This is a genomic window from Erythrobacter sp. JB2-19, assembly GCF_057365005.1.
In genome coordinates, this window is the sequence record NZ_CP200290.1 from 1,604,663 (window position 1) to 1,629,755 (window position 25,093).

Here is a 25,093-nt window from a genome sequence, read left to right on the forward strand (position 1 = left end):
CCGGCACCATGAACAAACTCGAAGAAATTTGCGCCACAAAGCGCCGCGAAGTGAATGCGCGAAAAGCCGCCATTTCTCTTGCTGATCTGGAAAGCCGGGCAAGCGAACAAAGCCCGGTGCGCGGGTTTGAATCGGCATTGCGCCATGCGAGCAAATCCGGCTTTGGTCTGATCGCGGAGGTCAAAAAGGCCTCTCCCTCCAAGGGCGTTATCCGCGAGGATTTTCTCCCGGCGGACCATGCGCGCGACTATGAGATTGGCGGTGCGATTTGCTTATCAGTGCTCACCGATATGCCCTATTTTCAGGGACATGAGGATTTTCTGATTGAGGCGCGAAACGCCTGCAAACTGCCCGCGCTCCGGAAAGATTTTATGGTCGATCCATGGCAATGCGCCGAGGCCCGTTCCATCGGAGCAGATGCGATCCTGATCATTGTCGCGGCGCTAGAAGACGCTCAAATGCAGGAAATCGAGGCGGCAGCGCGTGAGCATGACATGGATGTGCTGGTCGAAGTGCACGATGAGGCAGAGATGGAACGCGCGCATTTGCTCAAATCGCTTTTGGTGGGCGTGAACAATCGAGATCTCAAGACTTTCACCACCGATCTGGCTTCAACAGAGCGGCTTGCTCCGCTCGCCCAGGAAGGCGCTTTGATCGTTGGCGAAAGCGGGATCAACAGCCATGAGGACTGCACCCGGCTCGCGCGTGCGGGCGTGCGCAATTTTCTGGTTGGGGAAAGCCTGATGCGGGCGGATGATGTGGCGGCGGCGACGCGGAAATTGCTCAACGGATAGGCGGCTTCTGTACAGGGCCTGTCCTACATCTCTCAAAGCTGGCAGAAGATAGGTATGGCTTTTTCGACGAAGTGCAGATCCGGCGCGGCTCAATCGTATCTATCGATAAATTCGATCAATAGCGGCGCCTGTGATCGATTGGTTTTAAACCCCTGGACTGTGTTCCAGGTGTTCCAAGCGTGCTCTACGCACGATGAAGCGAAGGGAGCGAAGCGATGAGCAAGCTGACCCATCTTGGCGAAGATGGTGCGGCCCGCATGGTTGACATCGGCGGCAAGGCCGCGAGCGAACGCGTCGCCATCGCCTCTGGCCGCATCGCGATGAACGCAGAGACGCTAGCCGCCGTGCGCGATGGCAACGCGCCCAAGGGCGATGTGCTGGGCACCGCACGGATTGCCGGGATCATGGCGGCGAAACGCACGGGCGATCTGATCCCTTTGTGCCATCCGCTGGCGCTGGACGCGGTGGAGCTCGACTTCACCTTCGAAGAAGACGCGATCCGGGCGACCGCTCGCGCCTCGCTTACCGGCAAAACCGGTGTTGAAATGGAGGCGATGGTCGCGGTGTCGACCGCGCTGCTCACGATCTACGACATGGCCAAGGCGGTCGATAAGGGCATGGTGATCGGCGAGGTGCGCCTGATCGAGAAACGTGGGGGCAAGAGCGGGCATTGGAAGGTTGAGCTTTGAGCGCGCTGCTGACCTTGGAAGACGCTCAGGCTCAGCTGCTGGAGCTCGCGCCGCAGATGGCAACGTGCGAGTTGCCTGCGGAGGAGGCGCTGGGACGCTACTTAGCGGAGGATCTCAACGCTCGGCGGACTCAGCCACCGGCCGATCTGTCGGCTATGGATGGCTATGCGATTGCTGGTGATGGCCCTTGGGAGCGTGTGGGAGAGAGCCGTGCAGGAGCGCCGTTCGCAGGTGCGCTCTCCAATGGCGAATGTGTGCGGATATCGACCGGGGCACATATGCCGGGGGCGCGGACCGCGTGCTGATCCAGGAAAATGCAGATGTGGACGGCGCGCTCGTGACCGCCAGCGAGACGCCCCCGCCCGGCAAGCATGTGCGGATGCAGGGCTTCGACTTTGCTGAAAGTGACACGGTCTTGAGGGCGGGAACCCGCATTGGGCCTGGACAACTCGCGCTCGCGCTATCGGCAGCCCACGGGCGGCTCAGCGTGCGCGAGGCCCCGCGTGTGGCCGTGCTCGACAGCGGGGATGAATTGGCCGCAGATCCAGAGCAATGCGGCGCTGACCAGATCCCTGCGAGCAATGGCGCGATGATCGCCAGCATGCTGCGCCCGCTGGGGTGTGATGTGGCGCGGATAGGCCCGGTGGCGGACAATCACAGCGCCTTGGCAAGCGCGCTGGCAAAGGCAGAGGATGCGGATATCCTCATCACCTCCGGCGGCGCATCGGTGGGTGACCATGACCTCATCCAGCCTGCACTGGAGGCGTGGGGCGCACAAATCGCGTTCTGGAAAGTCGCGATCAAGCCCGGCAAGCCGCTGATGGTAGCAACACGGGAACGCGCCGATGGCGCGCGGCAGGTGATCCTCGGCCTGCCGGGCAATCCCGTCTCCAGCTTCGTAACGTGCTTCCTGTTTGCGCTGCCTTTGGTGCGTGCGGCCATGGGCGCTGCTGCCCCCCTGCCCTCGGGGCTGACGCTGCCCCTAGGAGAGGACCTGCCAGCGATTGGCAAACGGCGGGAGTTCCTGCGCGCTGTGCACGATGGCTGTACGGTGCACCGGGCCGGCTCTCAAGACTCCAGCGCGCTCGCGGCCTTAGCGGCCGCGAATTGCCTTATCGTACGGCGGGAAGGCGCGGAAGCGGCGAGCGCAGGAGAGTTCGTGACCACATTAACCCTCGAGAATGGCGGCATTGCGTGACTCGCCGGCTTGACTCGGCAAACGAAGTTTCCTAATTGTTCCGTATTCGTTCACGTTATTGGTGCGCGAAATGGTCCCTCGCCACCCTAACCGGCGCTGGGGCGATCGACCTGTTTTAGGGAGACTATCGTAATGCTGACGGCAAAGCAGCACGAATTGATCCGCTTTATCCAAGAGCGGCTTGAAGAGACGGGAATTTCCCCCTCTTTTGAAGAAATGAAGGAAGCGCTCGATCTAAAGAGCAAGTCGGGTGTGCACCGGCTGATTTCGGCTTTGGAGGAGCGTGGTTTCATCCGGCGCCTGCCCAATCGGGCGCGCGCGTTGGAGGTCATTAAGCAGCCTGAGGATGCAACGCCTGCTCCGCGCGCTGCCGCTGCTGCGGCCAATGATGTGGTCTCTCGGGCGACATCCATGCCCAGCGCGAATGACACCAGTCCGGAGCCTGCGAATGACGTGATCGAGGTGCCATTGCATGGCCGGATTGCGGCAGGCGCTCCGATTGAGGCGTTGGAGGGGCAGAGTAGCCTGCCAGTGCCGGCGGCATTGCTGGGACCGGGTGAGCATTATGCGCTTGAGGTGTCTGGCGATTCGATGATCGAGGCTGGCATCTTCGACGGCGACTTTGCGCTGGTTAAGCGTACGGATGCGGCGCGGGATGGCGAAATCGTGGTGGCTCTCGTCCACGGCGAGGAAGCCACGCTCAAATACCTCCACCGCGACAGCGGAACCGTGCGACTTGATCCGGCTAATGCCGCCTATGATGCGCAGGTCTATCAACCGGGCGAAGTGCAGGTTCAGGGTAAGCTCGCGGGCCTTCTGCGGCGCTACCATTGAGTTTCATGTGAATAGGTGGCGCGGATGGCTGGCTAGTCGTCAGCTTTCCCGCGCCACCACCCATGCTGGCCCTGAGTGCTTGCGACACTGGTGATCCGCTCGGATGATAGGTCAAGCGCCAGCCCTCCGTGCTTTTGCAGAAACCCGCGATCGGCCTTGAGCCATTTGGGCTTACAAGACCACGGCAGATAGCGGTCAGCCACGACGATATCTGCTCTGGCGCAGGCTGCGGCCAGTGCGCGCTCCTCGATCAGCTCCCGATTACGCGCCATCAGTATGGTCCAGTCGCGGCCACCGCGTTCAATCTGGAGCAGGCAGAACTCGGTTGAACACCGCGCGCCGGGCCATTCTGCCATAGGGATCGGATCGGCAGACACGCTGGCGAGTTCGAGCAGGTTGTCGCGCGCATAGGACGACCGTGAATTGCGCAGCGACAACAGCGTGTCATCCATTGTTACACCGACATGGCGGCCATCACGCCCAATCAGGACATCAGGGATCGGCGTTACCATCAGCATTACCGAAGCCGCCGCAAGCGGCGCAAACCCGAGCAATCGCGCACGGCCATTCCATAGTGCAAGCCAAAGAGCACCAATCACAAACAGCGCGATGGTGAGTCTGCTCATCTGCGGCATCAGCTTAACCGAACCGGGCTGACTGGATGTCCAATGCGCAATCGCAAGCAGTAGTTCGAGCGAGCGTTCCACCAACCACCAAGCAGGCGCGCCAAGCCCGATCAGATCAAGGAACAAGGCGAAGGCGATGAGCGGCATGGAGATGAAGGTCACCAATGGGATTGCGATTACATTGGCAAAAGCGCCGTAGACCCCTGCCCTGTGGAAATGGAACAGGACGATCGGCATCAGCGCGATCTCGATTACCAGGCCGGTAATGAACAGCATGATGACCCGTCGCCCGACGTGCCGCAGCCACGTCTCCTCCCGTGCCGCCAGGAAAGCGCGAACCGGCGCGGAACTTGAGAGGGCAACAATTGCGATTACGGCGGAGAAACTCATCTGAAAGCTTGGGCCAACCACCGATTCCGGCCAGAGCAGCATGACGAAGATAGCTGCCATCGCCACCATTCTGAGCGACAATGCATCGCGGCCCATGGCCAGCGCGATCAGCACGAGCATCGCCGCAACACAGCTGCGGACTGTGGGCACCTCTGCCCCCGTCAGCAGTGTATAGCCAACCCCTGCGAGCGCCCCTGCCCCGGCCGCGAAGATCGGCAAACGCACGCGCAGCGCCACGGGGGAAACAGAGCTAGCAATTTCAGGGTCACCAAATAGGCTGCGGCAATGACGGCGCTGACATGGAGCCCGCTGATCGAGAGCAAGTGGGTTAGGCCCGCATCGCGCATCGCGATTTCGTCGGCCTCGGCAATCCCGCCCCTGTCGCCGCTCGCAAAAGCCGCCGCAATCGTGCCCGCTGAGCCATCCACCCGTTCGCGAACGTGGGCGGAAAGCACACGCTGAACCTTTGGGATAGCGCCAGTGTCACGCCCGCCCTCCATCAGCTCGATGTTACCGACCAAGGTGCCAGTGGCGGCTAAGCCTTGAAACCAGGCGGCTCTGGCAAAGTCGTATGAGCCCGGCAACATCGGTGAGGCAGGCGGCATCAACCGCGCCCTCAGTCGCACCACCGATCCCTCGGTCAGGCCGGACACGACCTTGTCCTGCGGCACATTGATCCGGATCTTGCGGCTCTCGCCATTTTCCGCATCTCGCATGGCCAGGACCAATCGGATCCGTTCGCGAGAGGGTTGATCTTCGCGTTCGAGGACAAAGCCTTGCACGCGCTCAACAATTGGGCGTTCAATTGGCTCCGCGCCGACCAGTTCTGAACGCATCCAGATGGTCGCAATCCCAGCGGCAAAGACCAGTCCGACGGCAATCATCGTCTGCTTCAGCAAAACGCGGTCCTCGATCCCGCGCCAGATTGCGGCCCCCGCGACGGCTAGCAGCAATCCAAACCCGATCCCCACCGCCCATTGCAGCGGCGAGCTAAGTGCGAACCATGATAGAATACCGGCCGCGAACAGCACGGCGATCCATGGCGCACGGTCGAAACCGGACCCAGCCAAAAAACCTTCAATTTTGGATGCTATGCCCTGGCCACTGCTGGACCCAATACTGGACAAAGCCGGGGCCTTGCGCCAATGGCGCTGCACTGCAACATCACTGGCATTGGGGCTTTCACCAGCTCCGCCGCCAATCGGCACATTTGGCGCCCCCTCTTGGCCCATGTGCAACTTGAAAAGGAATTCACTGGCTATGGCAAGCGAAAGCGCAAAAGCGATTGTTACCCGCTTTGCCCCCTCGCCTACGGGCTTTTTGCATATTGGCGGCGCGCGTACGGCCTTGTTCAACTGGCTTTACGCCCGTCATCACGGCGGCAAGGCCTTGCTGCGGATTGAGGATACAGATCGCAAGCGCTCCACTCAGGAGGCGATTGATGCGATCATCGACGGGCTCGATTGGCTCGGTCTCGATTATGATGACGCGCCGGTATTCCAATCCCAGCGCGCGGATCGTCACGCAGAGGTGGCGCATAAGCTGCTGGATGCGGGCTATGCCTATAAGTGCTTTGCGACGCCGGATGAACTTGAGGCCATGCGTGCTGAGCAACGCGAGAAGAAGCTGCCTATGCGCTATGATGGGCGCTGGCGCGACCGTGATCCGTCCGAAGCGCCGGAAGGGGCGCCTTACGTAGTTCGTCTGAAGACGCCGCAATCGGGCGAGGCGACCATTGCTGACCAGGTTCAAGGTTCCGTCTCGGTCAAAAACGAAGAGCTCGATGATTACATCATCCTGCGGGCTGATGGCACGCCGACCTATATGCTGGCTGTGGTCGTTGACGATCACGATATGGGCGTGACCCATGTGATCCGTGGAGATGACCACCTGAACAACGCGTTTCGGCAACTGCCAATCTATCATGCAATGGACATTGTTGAGGACGATTGGCCGGAGCCGGCATATGCTCACATTCCCCTGATCCATGGATCGGATGGGGCAAAGCTGTCTAAGCGCCACGGGGCGCTAGGTGTAGAGGCCTACCGCGATGACATGGGCATATTGTCTGATGCCTTGTTCAACTATCTGCTCCGGCTTGGCTGGGCGCATGGAGACCGGGAAGAGATCAACCGTGCAGAAGCGATTGAGCTGTTTGACCTTAGTGGTGTCGGCAAAGGCCCGTCCCGCTTTGATTTGAAGAAGCTGGAAAGCCTCAATGGTCACTACATTCGCGAGGCGGATGACGCGATGCTGGCGAAACTAGCGATGGGCCGGATCGAAAGCGGCGCCAATCTGGAGCTTTTGACCAAAGCCATGCCAGTGCTGAAAGTGCGCGCCAAGAACATTGATGAACTGGCTGATGGGGCTGGCTTTTTGTTTGCGCAGCGCCCGCTTAAGATGACCGAAAAGGCGGCAAAATCGCTCGACGCGGATGGCAAGGCGCGGCTTTCGCTTGTTGTGCAAGCATTATCGCAGGAAAATCACTGGACAAGTGAGGTCCTCGAAGCCACTACGAAGGCACTGGCTGAGGCCCACGAGCTGGGCTTTGGCAAGCTCGCGCAGCCTATGCGTGCAGCTCTCACCGGAACGATGAATTCGCCCGGTATTTTCGACGTTCTGGTCCTGTTGGGACGGGAAGAAGCTTTGGCGCGATTGAACGCGCAAGCTGCCTGAGGCCGAGGGCTGGCAAAGCTGGCGGTCAATGGTGGCACAATAGAATTGAGGAGATAGGTTTTGGCAGACAAGCAGGCAAAGCTCGAGCTGGGCGGGGAAACCTACGATTTCCCTGTGCTCGAAGGCAGCACTGGACCCGATGTTATCGACATCCGCAAACTGTACGGCCAAACGGGCGCGTTCACGTTTGATCCTGGCTATAAGTCAACCGCAAGCTGTGAAAGCGCGCTGACCTATATCGACGGGAATGAAGGTGTGCTGCTGCACCGTGGCTATCCCATCGGCCAACTGGCCGAACATTCCAGCTTTATGGAAGTCTCCTATCTCCTGCTCAATGGTGAGCTGCCCAATGCCGCCGAGATGGAAGAGTTCAATTACACGATCACGCGGCACACCATGCTGCACGATCAGCTACGCCAGTTTGTTCAGGGTTTCCGCCGCGATGCACACCCGATGGCGATTATGTGCGGCGTCGTTGGCGCTCTGTCTGCATTCTATCACGACAGCACCGACATCTCAGATCCAGAGCACCGCACGATCAGCTCACACCGCCTGATCGCGAAAATGCCGACGATTGCAGCGATGGCGTACAAATATGCCGTCGGTCAGCCTTTCATGCAGCCGAAGAACGACCTCAGCTACACCGGTAACTTCCTGCGCATGACCTTTGGTGTTCCGGCCGAGGAATATGAGGTGCACCCAGCGATCGAAAAAGCGATGGATCGTATCTTCATCCTGCATGCCGATCACGAGCAAAACGCCTCGACCTCAACTGTGCGTTTGGCTGGTTCTTCAGGCGCAAACCCGTTCGCCTGTATCGCAGCAGGCATCGCCTGTCTGTGGGGCCCGGCACATGGCGGCGCCAACGAAGCGGCGCTCAACATGTTGCAGGAAATCGGTTCGCCTGACCGTATCCCGCATTATATCGAGCGCGCGAAGGACAAGAACGATCCGTTCCGCCTGATGGGCTTTGGCCACCGAGTCTATAAGAACTACGATCCGCGCGCGACTGTGATGCAACAGACTTTGCGTGAAGTGTTTGAAGCGCTGAACGTCACTGACCCTGTGTTCGAGACGGCTCTTCAGCTTGAAGAACTCGCGCTAAATGACGATTATTTCAAGGAAAAGAAGCTGTTCCCGAACGTGGACTTCTATTCCGGTATCATCCTTTCGTCGATCGGTTTCCCGACCACTATGTTCACCGCCCTGTTCGCGCTTGCGCGCACCGTTGGGTGGGTGGCGCAGTGGAACGAAATGATCTCCGATCCAGGCCAGGTCATTGGCCGTCCGCGTCAACTTTACACTGGCCCGACGACCCGCGACTACGTGCCGCTAGACAAACGCTAAGCGAGATAGAGGAGCGCGGCATCAATGGGACGCACTATCGCAAGATTGGTGCTCCAGGTGTTTGGTGCCGCGCTCGTTTTCTCCGGCGGAATGTGGGCTTTGCAGGGCGCCGGCGTGCTGAACTGGCCCGAAGACAGCTTCATGCTCGCAAAGCCCGAATGGGCGCTTTACGGTCTCATCACATTACTGATTGGTGCGCTGCTTTTGTGGGCGGCTGAGCGCATTCGCAGGTAATGACTCTGCTGCGAGCGCGCCTGATATTCTCTATTTTGACTTCGGCAAGCTCAACGTGAAGCGTGCGCCCTCACCCGCTTGGCTTTCCAGCGACAAATCACCGTCCATCGCCAGCGCCAGACGCCGTGAGATGTAGAGACCGAGGCCCGAGCCGCTATCATTCTCCCGGCCAAGCCGTTCAAATTTATCAAAAACCTGCGTTGTTTGCGCTGCTGCGACACCGGGACCCTGATCGGCCACCGTGACGCTGGCGTGGTCCGGTTGCTTGTCATTATCATCGACACTGACTGTAATCGTACTGCTGTCGGGTGAATAAATGATCGCATTGCCTATCAGGTTGATCAGAACCTGAAGCACACGGCGAAACTCGCCAATGACAACCAGCTTGGAGCCTTCGTCCGGCAAGGCCAGCGTGATGTTGCGTGCCTGCGCCTTCACGCCCAGTATGCCAGCTGCGCGCCGCGCCGCATCGACCAGGTCGACCTTCTCGCGCGCAATCTTGAAACCCTCACTTTCGACCACTTGCAGGTCGGCGAGATCTTCCAGCATCGCGTTGAGGTGCTTGCCGGCTGAGGCGACATTGCCGGCGTATTCGGCATATTCATCGCGCAATGGGCCTGCGAGCTTGGATTTGATTGTCTCTGCATTGGCGATCACCCGCGCGATCGGCTGACGCAAAGCAGGGGTCAGCGCACTGCCGATCAGCTCCATATGTGCGTCCTCCCGCGTTTTTCCGCCGCCTGCGGCGATAACTTCGGTGACCAGCGGCTCTTCAGAGGTCAGCAGCAGCTCAAACCCACGCGGAGCCTCTGCTGCTGGGCCAAGCGGGATCAGGCGCGCACGCCAATGGCGCTGAGACCCGGGAACAGTGCATGCTGCTCCGTCCAGTAGGCGCCAGTGTAGCGGTTGATGGTGCGCCACGCCTTCCAACGCGATATAGTCTGTCCAGTTCTTACCGGGATCGCTGTTGACCGTGTTCTCCAGTTCCCCGGCATCACTCGCGGCCGCACTCAGCAATTGGACATTCTGCTTGCGATCAAGCCGCGCCGTGATCTCTGCGGTAGCGCGGTCGATGGCATCAAGCCGCTTGGCCAGCTTTGCTTCGCTGTCAGGACGTGCCTCTCGCCGGTGCCAGTTCTCGATCAGGATTTCGCACCCACCGCCAGCATCGCCAGCCAGTGGATGGATCCGGACAAAGCCGGAGACCATGTCTTCGCCATCGAAGGCGCTGAATTCGCGTGCCAGGCGTAGGCCAAATGTCCGGCCCTGACGCACCAACTCCAGCAGCTCTGGAACGGCCAGCACGCCAGGCAGAGTGCCGCCACAGCGGGCGTGCAGGTCGGCCAGCGGCTCATCAGCCGACAGCAACCGATCTTGACCATCGGTCAGGCCCCGCGCGGCCAACAAGGTGTCGCTGCTACTCATCGTCCGTTTAGGTCGTTCCGCTCATCGCTGCGCTTGAATCAGCGCGTATTGCCCCTTGCCCTAGCAGGGTTTGCGCGCGATCGGGGAGCAAATCATCAAATCCGCCGGGCAATTGCTGGTCAGGATGCAGTAGAGCAAATTGGCGCTCAATCTCCCGCTCAATCATGCCTGCAGCGCGCAGTCCCAGCGCGAGGCGAGCGGATTGACGTTCATGACAAGAGAGTACCGCCAATTCGCGTGCTTGGCGCGTGAGCGTGCCCAAGGCGGTTGCGAACAGGGCAAATCCCGCATGTTCGAGCTCCAGTGATGCCCTCGCCCCGCCCCGCATGGCCGAGACCAAGCGTGAGAGCAGCCCTACCCGCGTCGCACCTTCGTCATAGGCTGTCTTTAGCTGATCCGTTCCAGCGCGCGTTGCGGCGATTTCAGCCTTGCTCACGGTGTTCTCTGGTGCCTTTGCCCAATTGTGCAGCAGGCTCTGAAACAGTTCTGCGGGCAGCTCTGTCAGGGGCAAGTGCATACGCTTTTGATATTGTATAAAGCGTGACTGTGCCGCCATGGCCGCCATCGCGAGCTCGGCAACGTCGCTGCTTTCGGATGCGATCAATTCTTGCATCAAGGGGGTAAGGACCTGATCCAAAGCGACTTTGCGTTCCAATCGCTCGGCCAAATGGCCTTCCATCGCCGACGCATAGCAATGGCTCAAAATCGCGCTGTCGCTGGCGAGTGCGGCGGAGAGATCATCTGCCTCGTTCGGGTCGAAATCGGGCGTCTTGGAGCTGAGCAATTGGCTTGCCATGTGGCTTAGCATACCGCGCAATTTCGCAACGATAGCTTCACTAACCAATGATCCGCCAGATCCAGAAAGCATATGCGCAAGAACGGGCGTGACGCCGCTCAATGCGGTGTCACCGCGCGCCAATTCATCCCTCAGGATGGTTTCGATCGCGGTGTGCGCGGATCTTTCCATCGTGGCTCTGCCCCCGTTGCCCGCCTCTCAGCATGCAGTGTTACTCGCGCGTCGTTTCAGCTTTCTGAAGACGCAGCAAAGCATGCGCTAAAGCGCCTAGCGCAAGAACGGCAATCCCCGCTGTCAGCTGTCCGAAAATGGCACATGTCCCGAGGGCAGCGAGCTGGAGCGCCCGGTCGCTCCAAAAAGCGCGCCAATGGGCGCTTTGAGTGGCTGATGCGAGGTGGAGCAGGCCTATCGCCAGCAGGGGCAAAACGAGTGTTGGGCCAGCGGTCTCCATCCCGCTATACATGCCAAGGCACAGCGCGAAAGCGATAAGAATATCGCGTAAGCTATTTATAAAACGCGATTTTTTGGCGCCTTCAACATACCCATAGAGCGCTGATTTGAGCCGCGTTCCCGCATCAGAGAAGGCCAAGGCCAAGGCTCCGAATGCTCCAGCGAACAAACCGCCCACGGAATGATCAAGCCAAGTTGTCCCAACCATGGTGACCATGCTTGCGATCCCGATGGTGGCGGAAATTCTCGGCCCGCGCTCCAATCCGGCGGGTGCAGTTTTTGCGGCGAGCAACGCTGCTCCAACTTGCGACGGGCCCGTCCATGGCACGCTTTGCGCACTGCGCTCAATGAGGGCGATCTGGCGCTTTTGAAGCCCCTCCGCATCAGTTGCGAGCAGTAATCCGCCGCCATTCAGGCTCTCTGCATCCACAGAAACGCTTTTTTCGCCCGCTTGCAGCGCCAATCGCAGCAACATTGACATCGTTTCGCCATCACCGGGCAGATCAGCGAGCTTTTCCGCCAATCTGCCGGGCACAATCGCCAACCCAGCCCAGGCACGTTCCGCGTCAATCCGTTCAAAGTCACCGGCATGATCTTGGGCTAAACTGCTGCTAGCGGGAATGGTCGCGACCATGCGACCTTGCTGATTGAGCGATGCAGCGCCTTCTGGCTCCATCACCAGGCCATCCAGCATCATCACCAGGTCCTGATCCGCTGTTATCAGTCCAACCAGTTGCAAAGGGCCTTTGATCGCGTGGAATTGCACCCCGGCCGTCTCCGCCTCGTGCTGAATATCGAGAATCTCAGTCCCTGGCGCATCACACAGGCAGATTACCCGCTCACACCCGAGCGCTCGGACAAGATCAAATTGCCATGCCAGCAAGCTGCGGCCAGCAAGCGGAAGGAACGCACGAATGTCGCCCGTCTCTGTGCGTTTCAGCGCGGCTAATAAGGCGGTACGCACGACTAATCACCTCCGAATGCCTTCGGGGGTAATGCCATTGGGCGCGCTATGCCAAGCGGCGGCATCGCGCTTTTACCGATAATCTTTTAGCGCTGTTGTCCAGAAACCTGCGCCAGAACGTCTTCAATCGCGCGGATCGCGGCGGGTTCACCGGGGGCACTTACCAAAGCATCTTCTGCTGCGTTCAGCAGCTCTTCTGCGTGAAAGCTGGCGGCCAATCCTTTGAGGCGCATGGCGGCAACGTGCCAATTGCCGTCGCAGCGAGAGCGTTTTAGCAGGTCAAGCTGCCGATGGGCGCTCTCAATCAGAGCTTTACGCAGTTCACCCCGCAAAGCCGGATCATCACCGGCTGCGGCCGCTAGTGTTGCATCAAGAGCACCATTTTCATACGCCATATGCCTCGTTTTAACGTGAGAGAGTTAATGCGGGGTTTATCCTTTGTGGTTGTGTGGTATTTAACCATGCATGTCTGGCGAACCACATATCCGGGCCGTAGGGTCCGAAGCCGCGCAGGACGCGCTTAAGCAAACCGTCGAAGGCGAAGAGCTGGAGACCAACCTCGAAGCCGAGGATAGGGCCGATTTATCGGACGACTTCAGCGAAGAATATTTGCTGGAGGAAGAGGAATATGCCCCGCCCCGCCCGCGTTTTGACTGGGTCGTGCCGACCCTGGCGATCGCGGCTATTGCGACATGGACCGGATTTTATATCTGGGCTTTGCGCGGCGAACTTCTTAACGTTTCTAGCGCGCCGCAACAATGGACCAAGTGGATCATCGATTGGTCTGTGCCGGTTCTGTTGATCGGGATTGCATGGCTGGTGGCGATGCGCAATTCGAGCCGGGAAGCACGCCGGTTTGCCGACACGGCTGCGATGCTTTCTGCCGAATCTGCTGAGCTTGAAACCCGTCTTGGTGTGGTAAACCGCGAGCTGAGCCTCGCGCGCGAATTTTTGGGAAGCCAGTCGCGTGAGCTGGATTCGCTGGGTCGAATTGCCAGCGAACGGATATCTACTCACGCAGATGAGCTGCAAACGCTGATCCAGAAGAATGGTAAGCAAGTCGACCGGATTGGTGATGCAAGTGACACAGCGCTCGCCAATATGAGCCGCCTGCGCGACGATTTGCCGGTTATCGCGACATCGGCGCGAGATGTTTCCAATCAGGTTGGGAACGCTGGGCGTAACGCGAGCGACCAGTTGGAAAAGCTAATTGCCGGATTTGATCGCCTCAACGACTTTGGCAAGGCCAGTGAGCAGCAGGTCAAAGCGTTGAGCGACAAGGTTGATGAGACTTTGACCGGCTTCGAGGCGCAAATGGCGCAGATCGAAGAGCAGACCGCCGCGCGCTTTGCCGCTCTCAATGAGAAGACCGATGCCTATCGCACCGAGCTCGACAACCGCGAAGTGGGCGCGCTTGCGGCCATGCGTCAGCGGGCGGATTACCTGCGTGAAGGCCTGTCCGAACTGGACGGCGACTTTGCCGAACAAGAAGAGAAATCGCTGACGACGCTGAAGGCACGGATTGCGCTGTTACGCGGTGAAGGCGAGGCATTGGCCGCCAGCCTGCGCGAAGCAGAAGCGGAATCACTGGATGCCCTGCGCAAATCGAAAGACCAACTGCGTGATGAAATCACCGAGGTCGTCCAGAACCTGGAGGAACTCGATGCCAAGGCCGCACGCGCCGCGACCGAGCGGTTCACAGGTTTGAATGCCGAGGCGAGCCGGTTTGAACAAACTCTCGCTCAACGTGATCTGTCCTTTGCCGAAAACATGGCCAAGCGTCAGGACGATTTTGACACGCGTGAAGCGCAGGCAACCGAAGTGTTGGCGCAGCGTTTGGCGGAGCTCGACGAGACCCTGTCAGAACGGCGTGAGGCTCAGATCGCCGAGGCGGAGAAGCTGGTAAGCCACGGTCAGGATATGGCCGAGAAGCTGGACCAACTTAGTAGCTTATTTGTGAATATCACTGAGCAAGGCGACAGTGCGCGTGCCAGCGTGGACGCAGGGCTAGCAACGTTGGGTGAGCAATTGGCGGGCAATCGCACTGAACTGGCTGAAACAGAGCAACAAATTGCTTCTCTCACGGAAGGGGGCATACGCCTGCTTGAAATCATCCAATCGGGTGCGAAGCAAGCGCGCGAAGACTTTGCGCAAGCGGTTGAAGCGTCATCTGAGCAATTGTCTGAGGTTGAAAACCGCACCTTCATGCTAAGCAAGAGCATGGGCGAGACGACCCAGCATGGCGATGCCCTCGCCTGCCATCTGGAAACAGCGCAGGCGCACATCAGCGAAACTGACAGCTCGATTGAGGCGCTTCATATCAAGCTGGGTGAGCAGACAGAGGATACTATCGCGAAACTCCAAGGTCTTCGCGGCGGATTGGCGAAACTTTCGGATGAGAGCAATGCGCTGTCTGGAGAGACACAGCAGCAGCTACGAGAGGCTATTATCTCGCTGGAGGTGGCAACGCACTCTGCCTTCGCCACCATCGAAGACGGCGCGCGCGATCGGATTGGCGCGCTGGCTCAGAACATGGGCGCTGAAGCTGTCGCGACATTGGAAAATGCGCTGCGCAGCGAGAGCATGGAGGCGGTTGGCCGGTTGGAAGAGACCGCGGCGCAGGCCTCTAGCGCCGGCCGCGAGGCTGCGGTGCAATTGCGTGATCAGCTGTCAAAGGTGAACGAGCTGACCGGCAATCTTGAACAGCGCGTGACGCGCGCCCGCGAGCTGGCCGAGGAACAGGCCAACAATGATTTCTCGCGCCGCATGGCTCTCATCACGGACAGCCTCAATTCCAACGCGATCGATATCACAACGGCGCTATCCACCGATGTGACCGACACCGCTTGGGAGGCCTATCTGAAAGGGGATCGCGGGATATTCACGCGCCGCGCCGTGCGGATCATCGACAATGGTGAAGCGCGAGAGATCGCAGAGCTGTATCAGTCAGACGACGTGTTCCGGGGCAATGTCAGCCGGTACATCCACGACTTTGAGGCGATGCTGCGCTCGCTGCTGTCCACGCGCGATGGCAATGCGCTGGGCGTGACCGTGCTGGGCTCTGATATGGGCAAGCTCTATGTCTTGCTGGCTCAGGCAATTGAGCGGCTGCGCAACTGATCGTCAGGGTCCGCAGCGGTGGCGAGCGGTAGCGCTGCGAATTATCGCTGAGTTTGCTCAGGCGGCTCTGGGAAGATGTTCATATCGTCTGGGCCGATCCAGCCATATTCGTAGTTGAGCACGAATAGCACCGTCATAACGGTGGAGATGATGGTCGCCCGCATCAACAGTTTGCCCGGGCGGAAATTGGCCGGCGCGCTTTCTGCCTGCCCAGGAATGCGCGCCTCGCCGACCTCATCATGTGTGCGAATGCCAAATGGCAGCATCATGAAAGCTGTCATCACCCAGAACAGCAGGTAGATCGCGGCAATCGAAGTCCACTGCATCAGCGCGCGCCTTTGCCGTCCAATCCGGGCAGGATTACACGCACTTGTGGGCGTTTGCCAGACCAGCGCTGCGCTGCGCGGCGCGTTGCGAGCCGGGCAGCCTCTGAAATCTCGGCAATATCGCGGCCTTTCAGCTTGCGCACTGCTTTCATCACGTCGGCCTTCGCCTCGGCGATAAAGTCCGGCACATCCTCGTCTAGCGGCAGGCCGAGTGCTTCAATCTCGGATTCACCATTCGGCGCAAGAACCACGAAGATCACACCTTCACGCGCGAGCCGCCGGCGCATAACAATCGCATCGCCATCTGCGGGCGCGATGATATCCCCATCAAGAACGAGGCGGCCATTGCGCACCTCGGCGAGCTTACCGGGTTCGCCGGGAGCCAAGCGGACAATGTCGCCATTGGCCTGCACGATGTTATGCGGAATTCCATTGTCTTTGCCGACCCGCGCCTGCTCCATCATGTGGCGCATTTCGCCGTGTACGGGCACCAGCACTTCGGGACGAATCCAACTGTAAAGCGCTTCCAGTTCAGGCCTGCCCGGGTGGCCAGAGACGTGGATCTCGCTCTGACGGTCGGTCACCATCGTGATACCGCGCCGTGCGAGCTGGTTTTGCACCTTGCCAATCGCGATCTCATTGCCGGGTATCTGACGACTTGAGAATAGCACGACATCGCCGCTGGTGAGCGAGATCGGGTGGTTCTCATCCGCTACCCGAGAGAGGGCAGCGCGAGGCTCCCCTGCCCGCCGGTTGCCAGGATTAGGACTTCGCCGCGCGGTAGGCCCATCGCCGTGTTCCAATCGACCGTCTCAGGGAAATCCTGAAGATAGCCATTGTCCTGAGACACCTCAATAATGCGGTCGAGCGAACGCCCAGCGACGCACAATTGCCGCCCGGTTTCGCGGGCGACATCGCCCAATGTCTGGAGCCGCGCCACATTGGAGGCGAAGGTCGTCACCATCACCCGCTTGCCAGTGTGTTTGGCGACCTCCTCCATCAGGCCGCGGTACACGCCGCCCTCTGAGCCGCTGGGATTGGGATTGAAGACATTGGTCGAATCGCAAACCAGAGCGAGCACGCCCTCGTCGCCCATTCCCCTCAGCTCTTCCTCAGTAGTCGGTTCACCGATGATCGGCTCTTCGTCGAGCTTCCAATCGCCGGTGTGAAATATTCGTCCGTGTGGGGTATCGATCAGTAGGGCGTTGCCCTCTGCAATCGAGTGCGCCAGCGGGACATAGGTGATGTCGAACGGGCCGAGCGAGATTTGGCCGTGGTCTTCCTCGATAATGTTGAGCTCAACCTGACCGGTCAGCCCAGCTTCTTCCAGCTTGCGAGCCACCAAATCGGCGGTGAACGGCGTTGCATAGAGCGGTACGCCCAGCTCGCCCGCGAAATAGGGGACCGCGCCAATATGGTCCTCATGCGCGTGGGTCAGCACAATGCCGAGCAGGTCCTTGGTGCGTTCCTCGATAAACTCAAGATCGGCGAAGACCAAGTCGAGTCCGGGATACTCATTGCCGGAAAAGGTCATGCCCAGGTCCACCATCAGCCACTTGCCTTTGCAGCCGTAGAGGTTGACGTTCATGCCAATTTCGCCGGACCCGCCCAGGGCTAGAAACAGCAGTTCGTCTTCAGGAGTGAAGTTCTTTTTCACGTAAGGTTTATTAGCTCTCAGCTTGCTCGGCGAGGATCGCCAAGCCTTGAATTGTTAGGTCTGCATCGACGTGGTCGAAGATGTCAGTCGCATCGTCAAACAGGATTGCGAGGCCGCCGGTTGCGACCACTTTGGCCGGGCGGCCGATTTCTGCGCGCATACGCTCAACAATGCCCTCCATCATCGCGACATAGCCCCAGAACACACCGATCAGCATCTGGTCCTCTGTGTTGCGACCAATGACGCTGCGGCTGTCGGGCGCGCGGATCGCAATGCGGGGGAGTTTAGCCGTTTTGCCAACCAATGCATCAAGCGACAGATTGATCCCCGGCGCGATGGAGCCACCCTTGTAAGCGCCATTGAAATCAATCGCTTCAAACTTGGTCGCGGTGCCAAAGTCGATGACGATCAAATCACCGCCATATTTTGCATGCGCTGCGACGATGTTGAGCGCGCGGTCTGCGCCAAGCGAACTGGGCTGATCGACATCGATCTCAAAACGCCAGGCGGCCTCGCCCTTGCCAGCGAACAGTGGTGTGATCTTGAAATATTTCTGCGCCAGAACGGTGAGGTTGTGGTCGGCGCGCGGTACGACGCTGGCGAAGATGATTTGAGTGATGTCCTCACGCGCAACGCCCTCAATCTCCAGCAATTGGAGGAGCCACACCGCATATTCATCGCCGGTTCGACGCGGGTCGGTCGCGATGCGCCAGCGCGCACGCACATCCTGCCCGTCGAACAGAGCAAAGACGACATTGGTGTTTCCGACATCGGCGGCGAGCAACATGGGCGGTTATCCTTGAGCAATCATGGTGACGTCGCCTGCGTGAATAGTGCGCATCGCCCCATTCTCCAAACGTAGCAGCAAAGCGCCTTCACTATCGAGGCCAGCGAACTCGCCGGTAACCGGGCTTTCGTCGCCAGGCGTGAGTGACAGCCTTGAACCGATTGGGTGTGCGCGGCCAGTCCAATCATCGAGTGTTGCGGAAAGGCCAGCGCTGCGCCAGCGCGCCAATCGTGCGGCAAAGCTCTCTGCCAGAATGGAGAGCACCAATTCGGCGCTGCCGCCGTGCTTGCCATTTTCATAGACTATAGAGGTGGTTTTGCGATCCGGCATTTCTGGCGCGTGGCAGACATTGATGCCGATGCCCACGACGATGGTATCGCCGCTGCGTTCGAGCAAAACGCCAGAGATTTTTGCGCCATCCACCAGCACGTCATTGGGCCATTTGAGGATGATGGGAGCATTCGGCAGCAGGCTGCGCTCCAGCGTATCGAACACGGCCAAGGCAGTGACGAAGCTGAGCGTGTGCGGCGCGGGATCATCCTCGCCAATGGTCACCACGGTGCTGCAGAACAGATTGCCGCTGGGGCTTTCCCATTTGCGCCCCAACCGCCCTCTCCCGCCGGTTTGACGCTCGGCTCTTAGCCAGTAACCTTCAGACAAAGCCTCGCCATACTGCAAACGCATGAGCAGATCGGCATTGGTCGATCCGGTCTCGGCAATGGTTTCAATATTGGTCAAGGGCGTCGCTGCTGAGCTTCCTCTGCCGCGCTACCCGACTAGAAACAGAGCTTCGGCAGCCTTGTTTGCCAGATCGGTGATCGACGGGGTCAGCAGATAGCCAAGCGGCGAGATGATCAAAGTGGTGATGATCAGGACAATCCAGTGCGACAGGTCGCTCTTGCCCTTCACCAGTCCCACTTCATCATCGAAGAACATGACCTTCACGAACTTGATGTAGTAGAACGCGCCGATCACGCTGGCGGCAATCGCGATTGCACCAAAGGCGACGAGGCCCGCCTCAACGGTGGCCTGAAAGATCACGAACTTGCCGTAGAAACCGAGCAGCGGTGGGATGCCAGCCAGGCTGAACATCAGAGCTGCGAGGCACCATGCGATGACAGGTTGGGTGCTGTTGAGGCCTTTGATATCGTCAAAGGTCTCATACAAAGTGCCGTCTTCGCCGCGCAGCATGAGCAGGGCAACAAAGCTGCCCAGTGACATGGCGACATAGATGAGCAGGTAGACCATCATCGCGCTCGCCCCAGCAGCGTTCGCCACCGCGAGGCCCAGCAGGATAAAGCCGACATTGTTGATCGAGGAATAGGCCAGCAGACGCTTCAAATTGTTCTGACCAATTGCGCCGAGCGCACCGACAATGATTGACGCCAGAGCGACAAACATAACGATCTGACGCCACGCGTCGGATTGCTCGCCGAACACTTCCAAAGTGACCCGCGCGGTCAGCGCCACGGCGGCAACCTTTGGCGCGGTGGCGAAGAACGCGGTGACGGGCGTTGGTGCGCCCTCGTACACATCCGGGGTCCACATGTGGAACGGAACAGCGGCGATCTTAAAGGCAAGACCAGCGAGCACAAATACGAGGCCGAACAAAGCGCCTGTTGCCAGCTCCCCAGACAGACCAGCGCGAACCGCGCCAAATTCTGTGCTGCCAGAGAAGCCATAGAGCAGGCTCATACCGTATAGCAGGATGCCTGAGGCCAGCGCGCCGAGCACGAAGTACTTCAGGCCCGCCTCAGACGAGCGACCATCATTGCGTAGCACCGATGCCAGGACATAGGCCGCCAGACTGTTGAGCTCCAGACCGAGGTACAGAGTCATGAAATCGCTGGCCGAGACCATAATGCTCATGCCGAGTACGGCGAACAGCACGAGGATCGGATATTCCGCGCGCATTCCGCTTTCATTGCCATTGTTGGCGGTCGCGAAATAGGCTGGCGCAATCATCAAACAGCCGATGGCTGCGAGATAGATCATCGCCTTCGCAAACAGGGCAAAGGCATCTGCTCGCATCAAAGTGCCAAAGGCATAGGTGTCGAGGCCCATAACCCCGCTGTGGAGGCCAGGTACCAGCATGAAGCCAGCGCCAAACAGGGTGGCCGCCGCCAGGATAGCGATTGGCCGCGCCATCTTGTCACCGCCAAAGGCCGCAACCAGCAACAGGATCAGGCCAGAGGCCGTCAACAGCAATTCAGGCGCAATCAGCGCGAAGGAAGTTGCGTAGTCCATCAGTGGGCGCCCTCACCCTCTCCATGTTCTGGTTCTGGCACCGCATTGGCGGCGGCCTCGCGCGGCGGACCGGCTTTAAGCTGGCTGTCACCCTCTGGTGCAGCCGAAGCGAGCCGTGCGTCCAAGGTCGCGATATCGGCACGCATAGGCGCAAGGAAGCTCTCAGGATACACGCCCATCCACAGCACCACGGCGGCGATTGGAGCCAGCATGGCCCATTCGCGCTTATCGAGGTCGAGCATAGCCGCAGCGTCCGCGTTCTTCTGATCGCCAAAGGCAACCCGGCGGTAGAGATACAGCATGTAGCCCGCGCCTAGGATGATGCCAGTGGTGCAGATCAGTGCGACCCAAGTCGATACTTGATAAATGCCCGCAAGTGAGAGGAACTCACCCACAAAGCCACTCGTGCCCGGCAGACCAATGCTGGCCATAGTGAACAGCAGGAAGAACAGCGCGTAATACGGCATGTTGATCGAAAGCCCGCCGTAACGGTCAATCTCTCGCGTGTGCAGCCGGTCGTAGATCACGCCAACACACAGGAACAATGCGCCGGAGACCAGCCCGTGGCTGAGCATCACGATCATCGCGCCTTCGAGGCCCTGAATGTTGAAGGCGAATAGACCGACTGTCACAATCGCCATGTGGGCAACCGATGAATAGGCAATCAGCTTCTTCATATCGTGCTGCACCAGCGCCACGAGCGAGGTGTAGACCACCGCGACCATCGACAAGGCGAACACCAGCCACGCAAGTTGAGCGCTGGCATCTGGGAACATCGGCAGGCTGAAACGGATGAAGCCATAGCCGCCCAGTTTCAGCAAAACACCGGCAAGGATCACAGAGCCCGCCGTGGGTGCCTGAACGTGTGCATCGGGTAGCCAGGTGTGCACCGGCCACATCGGCATCTTCACGGCAAAGCTGGCGAAGAAAGCGAGCCACAGCCACGTCTGAGCGCCAACCGGGAAGTCATATTGCATCAGCGTCGGGATGTCTGACGTGCCGGCCTCTGTCACCATCCAGAACATCGCGATCAGCATCAGGACCGAGCCGAGCAGCGTGTAGAGGAAGAACTTATAGCTTGCGTAGATGCGGTTATCGCCGCCCCACACGCCGATGATCAGATACATCGGGATCAAGCCGGCTTCGAAGAAGATGTAGAACAGGAACAGGTCCTGCGCCGCAAACACGCCGATCATCAGCACTTCCATAAAGAGGAAGGCGGCCATGTATTCGCCAACGCGTTTCTGGATCGCGGTCCAGCTGGCCATGATACAGATCGGCATCAGGAACACACTGAGCATGATCAGCATCAAGGCGATGCCGTCGATCCCGAGAGCGTATTTGAAACCTGCAAACAGGTCTGCGCTTTCCGTGAACTGCCATTGCGGGCCGCCGATTTCGTAATTGGCCCACAGCAGCACGCCGAGCGCGAAGGTGACCAAAGTGCCGATCAGAGCAAGCCAGCGCGCAGCGTTTGCGCCGACGAAGAAGCAGCCAATACCTGCGGCCAATGGCACAAGCATCATGAGCGAGAGAATTGGGAAGCCGTCCATTATTCCATGCCCCCCTTAGAACAAGACCCATGTCACAGCGGCCACCAGCCCCAGCAACATGATCAATGCGTAAGTGTAGAGATAGCCCGACTGGATCGTCTTGGCTGCGACCGAGCTGCGCTCAACCACCCAGGCAACGCCGTTTGGACCAAAGCGATCGATCATGCCGATATCGCCCAGTTTCCAGAATTGACGGCCAAACCAGAACGCTGGCTTGACGAAGATCGCATCATAGAGCTCGTCGAAATACCACTTGTTGTAAACGAAGCGGTGGAGCCACGGGAACGCGGCGACGAACTTCGCCGGAATGTCTGGCTTCGCGATATAGGCGACGTAGGCTCCGGCAAAGCCGATGATCATCACGATCAAAGCAGAGTATTTAACCCAGTAAGGAACGGCGTGCATCGCGCTCATCAGGTTCTCATTGTAGAAGATGGAGCCAGCCCAGAACGCTGCATCATCGAGGAAGCTTGGCGCAAATGCCTGGCCAGCAGCAACCGCGCCAATGGTGAGAAGACCAAGCGGGATCAGCATCGTGATCGGGCTTTCATGCGGGTGATACCCGCCGGTTGCGTCTTCGCCAGCCTCAGCAGGTGTCTTGTGGACGGTATGCTGAATATGCTCGCTCTCAATCCAGCGCGGCTTGCCCCAGAAGGTGAGGAACATCAGGCGCCAACTGTAGAAGCTGGTGAGCAGTGCCGCGACCACGCCGAGCCAGAAGGCAGTGACCGAGATCTCTGTTCCGCGCGCAAAGGCGACCTCCAGCACGGCGTCTTTCGACCAGAAGCCGGCAAAGCCAACACCCAGGTGATAGACGCCAAGGCCAGTGATCGCGAGCGTACCGGCCATCATTGCCCAGAAGGTGATCGGAATGTGTTTCCGCAGACCGCCGTAATAGCGCATGTCCTGTTCGTGATGCATGGCGTGGATCACGCTGCCCGCACCCAGGAACAACAGCGCTTTAAAGAACGCGTGTGTGAACAGGTGGAACATCGCGACATTGTAAGCGCCAACGCCAGCAGCAAAGAACATATAGCCGAGCTGAGAGCAGGTCGAATACGCAATAACGCGCTTGATGTCCCACTGTGTCGTGCCGATGGTGGCCGCGAAGAAACATGTCGCTGCGCCCACAACGGTCACAATCATCAGCGCGGTTGGAGCCGTCTCGAACAATGGCGAGAGGCGGCACAGCATGAACACGCCAGCGGTCACCATGGTGGCGGCATGGATCAGCGCGGAAACGGGCGTTGGGCCCTCCATCGCATCCGGCAACCAGGTGTGCAGCAGCAGCTGTGCCGACTTACCCATCGCACCAACAAACAGCAGGATCGCGATAACATCCATCGTGTAGAGCCGCATGCCGAGGAAGCCGATGCTCGATCCGCTCATCGCGGGCGCGGCGGCCAAAATCTCTGGAATCGATGTGGTTTGGAACACCAGATAAATGCCGAAAATGCCCAGCATAAAGCCAAGGTCACCGACGCGGTTAACGACGAATGCCTTGATCGCGGCTGCTCCAGCGGTCGGCTTCTTGAACCAGAAGCCAATCAGTAGGTAACTCGCCAGGCCCACCCCTTCCCAGCCAAAGAACATTTGGACCAAATTGTTGGCGGTCACCAACATCAACATCGCGAAGGTGAACAGCGAGAGATAGGCGAAGAAGCGCGGCTGATCCGGATCTTCCTCCATATAACCCCAGCTGTAGAGGTGTACGAGCGCGGACACGGTGTTGATGACGACCAGCATCACTGCGGTCAGCGCATCGACGCGCAGGGCCCAGTCGAACGTCATATCGCCCGAGCGCACCCAGTCGAGCACGTGGACAACCTCAGCCTCTGCGGAGCCGCTGAGGAAGGCGAGGAAGATCGGCCAGCTAAGCGCGGCTGAAATGAACAGCGCGCCAGTGGTGATCGACTTTGCTGCGGCATTGCCGAGCATGCGGTTGCCCAGTCCGGCGATGATAGCTGCCAGCAATGGCAGGAATACAATGATCAGTATCGAATGCATGGACCGATTATCCCTTCATCCGATTGACGTCATCAACCGCGATGGTCCCGCGGTTGCGGAAATAAATCACCAGGATCGCAAGGCCAATTGCGGCCTCCGCAGCGGCTACGGTTAGCACCAGCATGGCAAAAACCTGGCCAGTTAGATCGTTCATGAACGCGCTGAACGCCACCAAATTGATGTTCACTGCGAGCAGGATCAGCTCGACTGACATCAGGATCACGATCACGTTTTTGCGATTGAGGAAGATACCCAGCACGCCCAGCACGAACAGGATCGCGCCGACGACGAGGAAATGCTCAATACCAATTCCGCCTAAGTCGCTCATAGCTCGACCCCCTCGCCCGTGTTCGGGTTCTTCATAACTGTCGCCTCTTCGGGGCGGCGGCTGATTTGCTTGCCGATGTCCTGGCGTCCGCGCGCGCCAGGCTTGGCCTCGCGGTGGGTCAGTACAATCGCACCGATCATCGCGACCAGCAGGATAATGCCTGCGATTTCAAACAGAACGATATATTTGCCATAGAGCAACGTACCGATGGCCTCGATATTGCTCGCGCCCATTGCTGCTTGGCCGGTACCATCCGGTGTGCCGAGCGTCAGCCCGCCCGCTTGATAGGCGCCAATGCCCAGGAACAGCTCTGCCAGCAGGATCGCAGCGATCGCCAAACCGAATGGGAAATTGCGGATAAAGCCTGCGCGCATCGCGGCCATATCGATGTCCAGCATCATGACCACGAACAGGAACAGCACCGCGACCGCGCCGACATAAACGATCACCAGCAGCGCCGCGATAAACTCCGCCCCGACCAGCACCATCAGGCCCGCCGCATTGAAGAATGCCAGGATGAGCCACAGCACAGAATGCACCGGGTTGCGCGCCATGATGACCATGACGGCGCTCGCCACGACTAGGCTGGCGAAGAGATAAAAGGCGAGAGTTTGAATCATGATCCCCGGTGTCCGTCCCGCGCGC

At 59.2% G+C, this 25,093-nt stretch carries 22 protein-coding genes and 2 pseudogenes; 9 read left to right on the top strand and 15 right to left on the bottom strand.

The genetic code is table 11. The features are described 5' to 3' along the window. Nucleotides 1-8: 8 nt before the first annotated feature. The 5 genes and pseudogenes from trpC (at nt 9) to lexA (ending at nt 3,515) form a co-directional block, all read left to right on the top strand. Entirely contained in the window at nt 9-794 is a 786-nt protein-coding gene (trpC, locus tag AC0V6O_RS07600; protein WP_486142904.1) for an indole-3-glycerol phosphate synthase TrpC, read from the top strand. A 215-nt stretch (nt 795-1,009) separates the two neighbouring features. Beyond that, nucleotides 1,010-1,483: a cyclic pyranopterin monophosphate synthase MoaC gene (moaC, locus tag AC0V6O_RS07605; RefSeq protein WP_472638697.1), complete on the top strand. Its 474-nt coding sequence runs from the start codon at nt 1,010-1,012 to the stop codon at nt 1,481-1,483. Nucleotides 1,484-1,539: 56 nt separating this feature from the next. Then, nucleotides 1,540-2,357, top strand: a pseudogene (locus AC0V6O_RS07610) (molybdopterin molybdotransferase MoeA); the annotation flags it as partial. Nucleotides 2,358-2,423: 66 nt separating this feature from the next. After that, the gene (locus tag AC0V6O_RS07615) at nt 2,424-2,681 is read left to right on the top strand and encodes a hypothetical protein (RefSeq protein WP_486145548.1); all 258 of its coding nucleotides are present in this window, start codon (nt 2,424-2,426) and stop codon (nt 2,679-2,681) included. Nucleotides 2,682-2,813: 132 nt separating this feature from the next. Continuing rightward, a complete protein-coding gene (lexA, locus tag AC0V6O_RS07620) occupies nt 2,814-3,515 on the top strand; it encodes a transcriptional repressor LexA (protein ID WP_486142907.1) in 702 nt (233 codons plus the stop codon). Between the two features lie 32 nt (nt 3,516-3,547). Here the strand turns inward: lexA and AC0V6O_RS07625 are convergent, their stop codons facing one another. Together AC0V6O_RS07625 and AC0V6O_RS07630 are read right to left on the bottom strand one after the other, a co-directional pair. Beyond that, the gene (locus AC0V6O_RS07625; protein ID WP_486142909.1) at nt 3,548-4,768 is read right to left on the bottom strand and encodes a ComEC/Rec2 family competence protein; all 1,221 of its coding nucleotides are present in this window, start codon (nt 4,766-4,768) and stop codon (nt 3,548-3,550) included. Next, nucleotides 4,693-5,763, bottom strand: a complete 1,071-nt coding sequence (locus AC0V6O_RS07630) for a ComEC/Rec2 family competence protein (RefSeq protein ID WP_486142911.1) — start codon at nt 5,761-5,763, stop codon at nt 4,693-4,695. Before AC0V6O_RS07630 ends, AC0V6O_RS07625 begins: the two co-directional genes overlap by 76 nt. 28 nt (nt 5,764-5,791) lie before the next feature. On the opposite strand from AC0V6O_RS07630, the gene gltX reads away from it, so the two are divergent. From gltX to AC0V6O_RS07645, 3 genes are read left to right on the top strand one after another with little or no spacing between them, the layout of a single operon-like run. Then, complete coding sequence (gene gltX / locus AC0V6O_RS07635; protein ID WP_486142913.1) at nt 5,792-7,207, top strand: glutamate--tRNA ligase; 1,416 nt, start codon at nt 5,792-5,794, stop codon at nt 7,205-7,207. 60 nt (nt 7,208-7,267) lie between these two features. Further along, nucleotides 7,268-8,554, top strand: coding sequence for a citrate synthase (locus AC0V6O_RS07640; RefSeq protein ID WP_472638701.1), 1,287 nt, complete (start codon nt 7,268-7,270; stop codon nt 8,552-8,554). Nucleotides 8,555-8,578: 24 nt separating this feature from the next. Then, nucleotides 8,579-8,788: a hypothetical protein gene (locus AC0V6O_RS07645; RefSeq protein ID WP_486142915.1), complete on the top strand. Its 210-nt coding sequence runs from the start codon at nt 8,579-8,581 to the stop codon at nt 8,786-8,788. A 30-nt stretch (nt 8,789-8,818) separates the two neighbouring features. On the opposite strand, the gene AC0V6O_RS07650 is transcribed toward AC0V6O_RS07645, so the two are convergent. The 4 genes from AC0V6O_RS07650 to AC0V6O_RS07665 form a co-directional block, all read right to left on the bottom strand. Further along, the gene (locus tag AC0V6O_RS07650) at nt 8,819-10,213 is read right to left on the bottom strand and encodes a sensor histidine kinase (RefSeq protein WP_486142917.1); all 1,395 of its coding nucleotides are present in this window, start codon (nt 10,211-10,213) and stop codon (nt 8,819-8,821) included. Nucleotides 10,214-10,220: 7 nt separating this feature from the next. Next, nucleotides 10,221-11,180: a hypothetical protein gene (locus AC0V6O_RS07655; RefSeq protein ID WP_486142919.1), complete on the bottom strand. Its 960-nt coding sequence runs from the start codon at nt 11,178-11,180 to the stop codon at nt 10,221-10,223. A 40-nt stretch (nt 11,181-11,220) separates the two neighbouring features. Continuing rightward, nucleotides 11,221-12,423, bottom strand: coding sequence for a hypothetical protein (locus AC0V6O_RS07660; protein ID WP_486142921.1), 1,203 nt, complete (start codon nt 12,421-12,423; stop codon nt 11,221-11,223). 86 nt (nt 12,424-12,509) lie between these two features. Then, a complete protein-coding gene (locus AC0V6O_RS07665; RefSeq protein ID WP_472638706.1) occupies nt 12,510-12,818 on the bottom strand; it encodes an Hpt domain-containing protein in 309 nt (102 codons plus the stop codon). A 70-nt stretch (nt 12,819-12,888) separates the two neighbouring features. On the opposite strand from AC0V6O_RS07665, the gene AC0V6O_RS07670 reads away from it, so the two are divergent. Beyond that, on the top strand, nt 12,889-15,543 hold the full coding sequence (locus AC0V6O_RS07670) for a coiled-coil domain-containing protein (protein ID WP_486142923.1): 2,655 nt from the start codon (nt 12,889-12,891) through the stop codon (nt 15,541-15,543). A gap of 41 nt (nt 15,544-15,584) precedes the next feature. On the opposite strand, the gene AC0V6O_RS07675 is transcribed toward AC0V6O_RS07670, so the two are convergent. The 9 genes and pseudogenes from AC0V6O_RS07675 to AC0V6O_RS07715 all read right to left on the bottom strand — a co-directional run bounded on the left by AC0V6O_RS07675 (nt 15,585) and on the right by AC0V6O_RS07715 (nt 25,068). Next, nucleotides 15,585-15,869, bottom strand: a complete 285-nt coding sequence (locus tag AC0V6O_RS07675; protein ID WP_486142925.1) for a DUF1467 family protein — start codon at nt 15,867-15,869, stop codon at nt 15,585-15,587. Beyond that, a pseudogene (locus AC0V6O_RS07680) lies at nt 15,869-17,526 on the bottom strand (ribonuclease J). The gene AC0V6O_RS07675 and the pseudogene AC0V6O_RS07680 overlap by 1 nt, the downstream one beginning before the upstream one ends. Nucleotides 17,527-17,536: 10 nt before the next feature. After that, a complete protein-coding gene (locus AC0V6O_RS07685) occupies nt 17,537-18,313 on the bottom strand; it encodes a type III pantothenate kinase (protein ID WP_486142927.1) in 777 nt (258 codons plus the stop codon). A gap of 6 nt (nt 18,314-18,319) precedes the next feature. Then, a complete protein-coding gene (locus tag AC0V6O_RS07690) occupies nt 18,320-19,051 on the bottom strand; it encodes a biotin--[acetyl-CoA-carboxylase] ligase (protein WP_486142929.1) in 732 nt (243 codons plus the stop codon). A gap of 30 nt (nt 19,052-19,081) precedes the next feature. Then, nucleotides 19,082-20,560 (bottom strand): NADH-quinone oxidoreductase subunit NuoN, encoded by a 1,479-nt coding sequence (nuoN, locus tag AC0V6O_RS07695; protein ID WP_472638712.1) that lies wholly within the window; start codon nt 20,558-20,560, stop codon nt 19,082-19,084. After that, nucleotides 20,560-22,113, bottom strand: coding sequence for an NADH-quinone oxidoreductase subunit M (locus tag AC0V6O_RS07700; protein ID WP_486142931.1), 1,554 nt, complete (start codon nt 22,111-22,113; stop codon nt 20,560-20,562). The genes nuoN and AC0V6O_RS07700 overlap by 1 nt, the downstream gene beginning before the upstream one ends. 15 nt (nt 22,114-22,128) lie before the next feature. After that, a complete protein-coding gene (nuoL, locus tag AC0V6O_RS07705; RefSeq protein ID WP_486142933.1) occupies nt 22,129-24,120 on the bottom strand; it encodes an NADH-quinone oxidoreductase subunit L in 1,992 nt (663 codons plus the stop codon). Between the two features lie 7 nt (nt 24,121-24,127). Continuing rightward, nucleotides 24,128-24,448: an NADH-quinone oxidoreductase subunit NuoK gene (gene nuoK / locus AC0V6O_RS07710; protein ID WP_472638715.1), complete on the bottom strand. Its 321-nt coding sequence runs from the start codon at nt 24,446-24,448 to the stop codon at nt 24,128-24,130. Continuing rightward, the gene (locus tag AC0V6O_RS07715; protein WP_486142935.1) at nt 24,445-25,068 is read right to left on the bottom strand and encodes an NADH-quinone oxidoreductase subunit J; all 624 of its coding nucleotides are present in this window, start codon (nt 25,066-25,068) and stop codon (nt 24,445-24,447) included. The genes nuoK and AC0V6O_RS07715 overlap by 4 nt, the downstream gene beginning before the upstream one ends. Nucleotides 25,069-25,093: the final 25 nt, after the last annotated feature.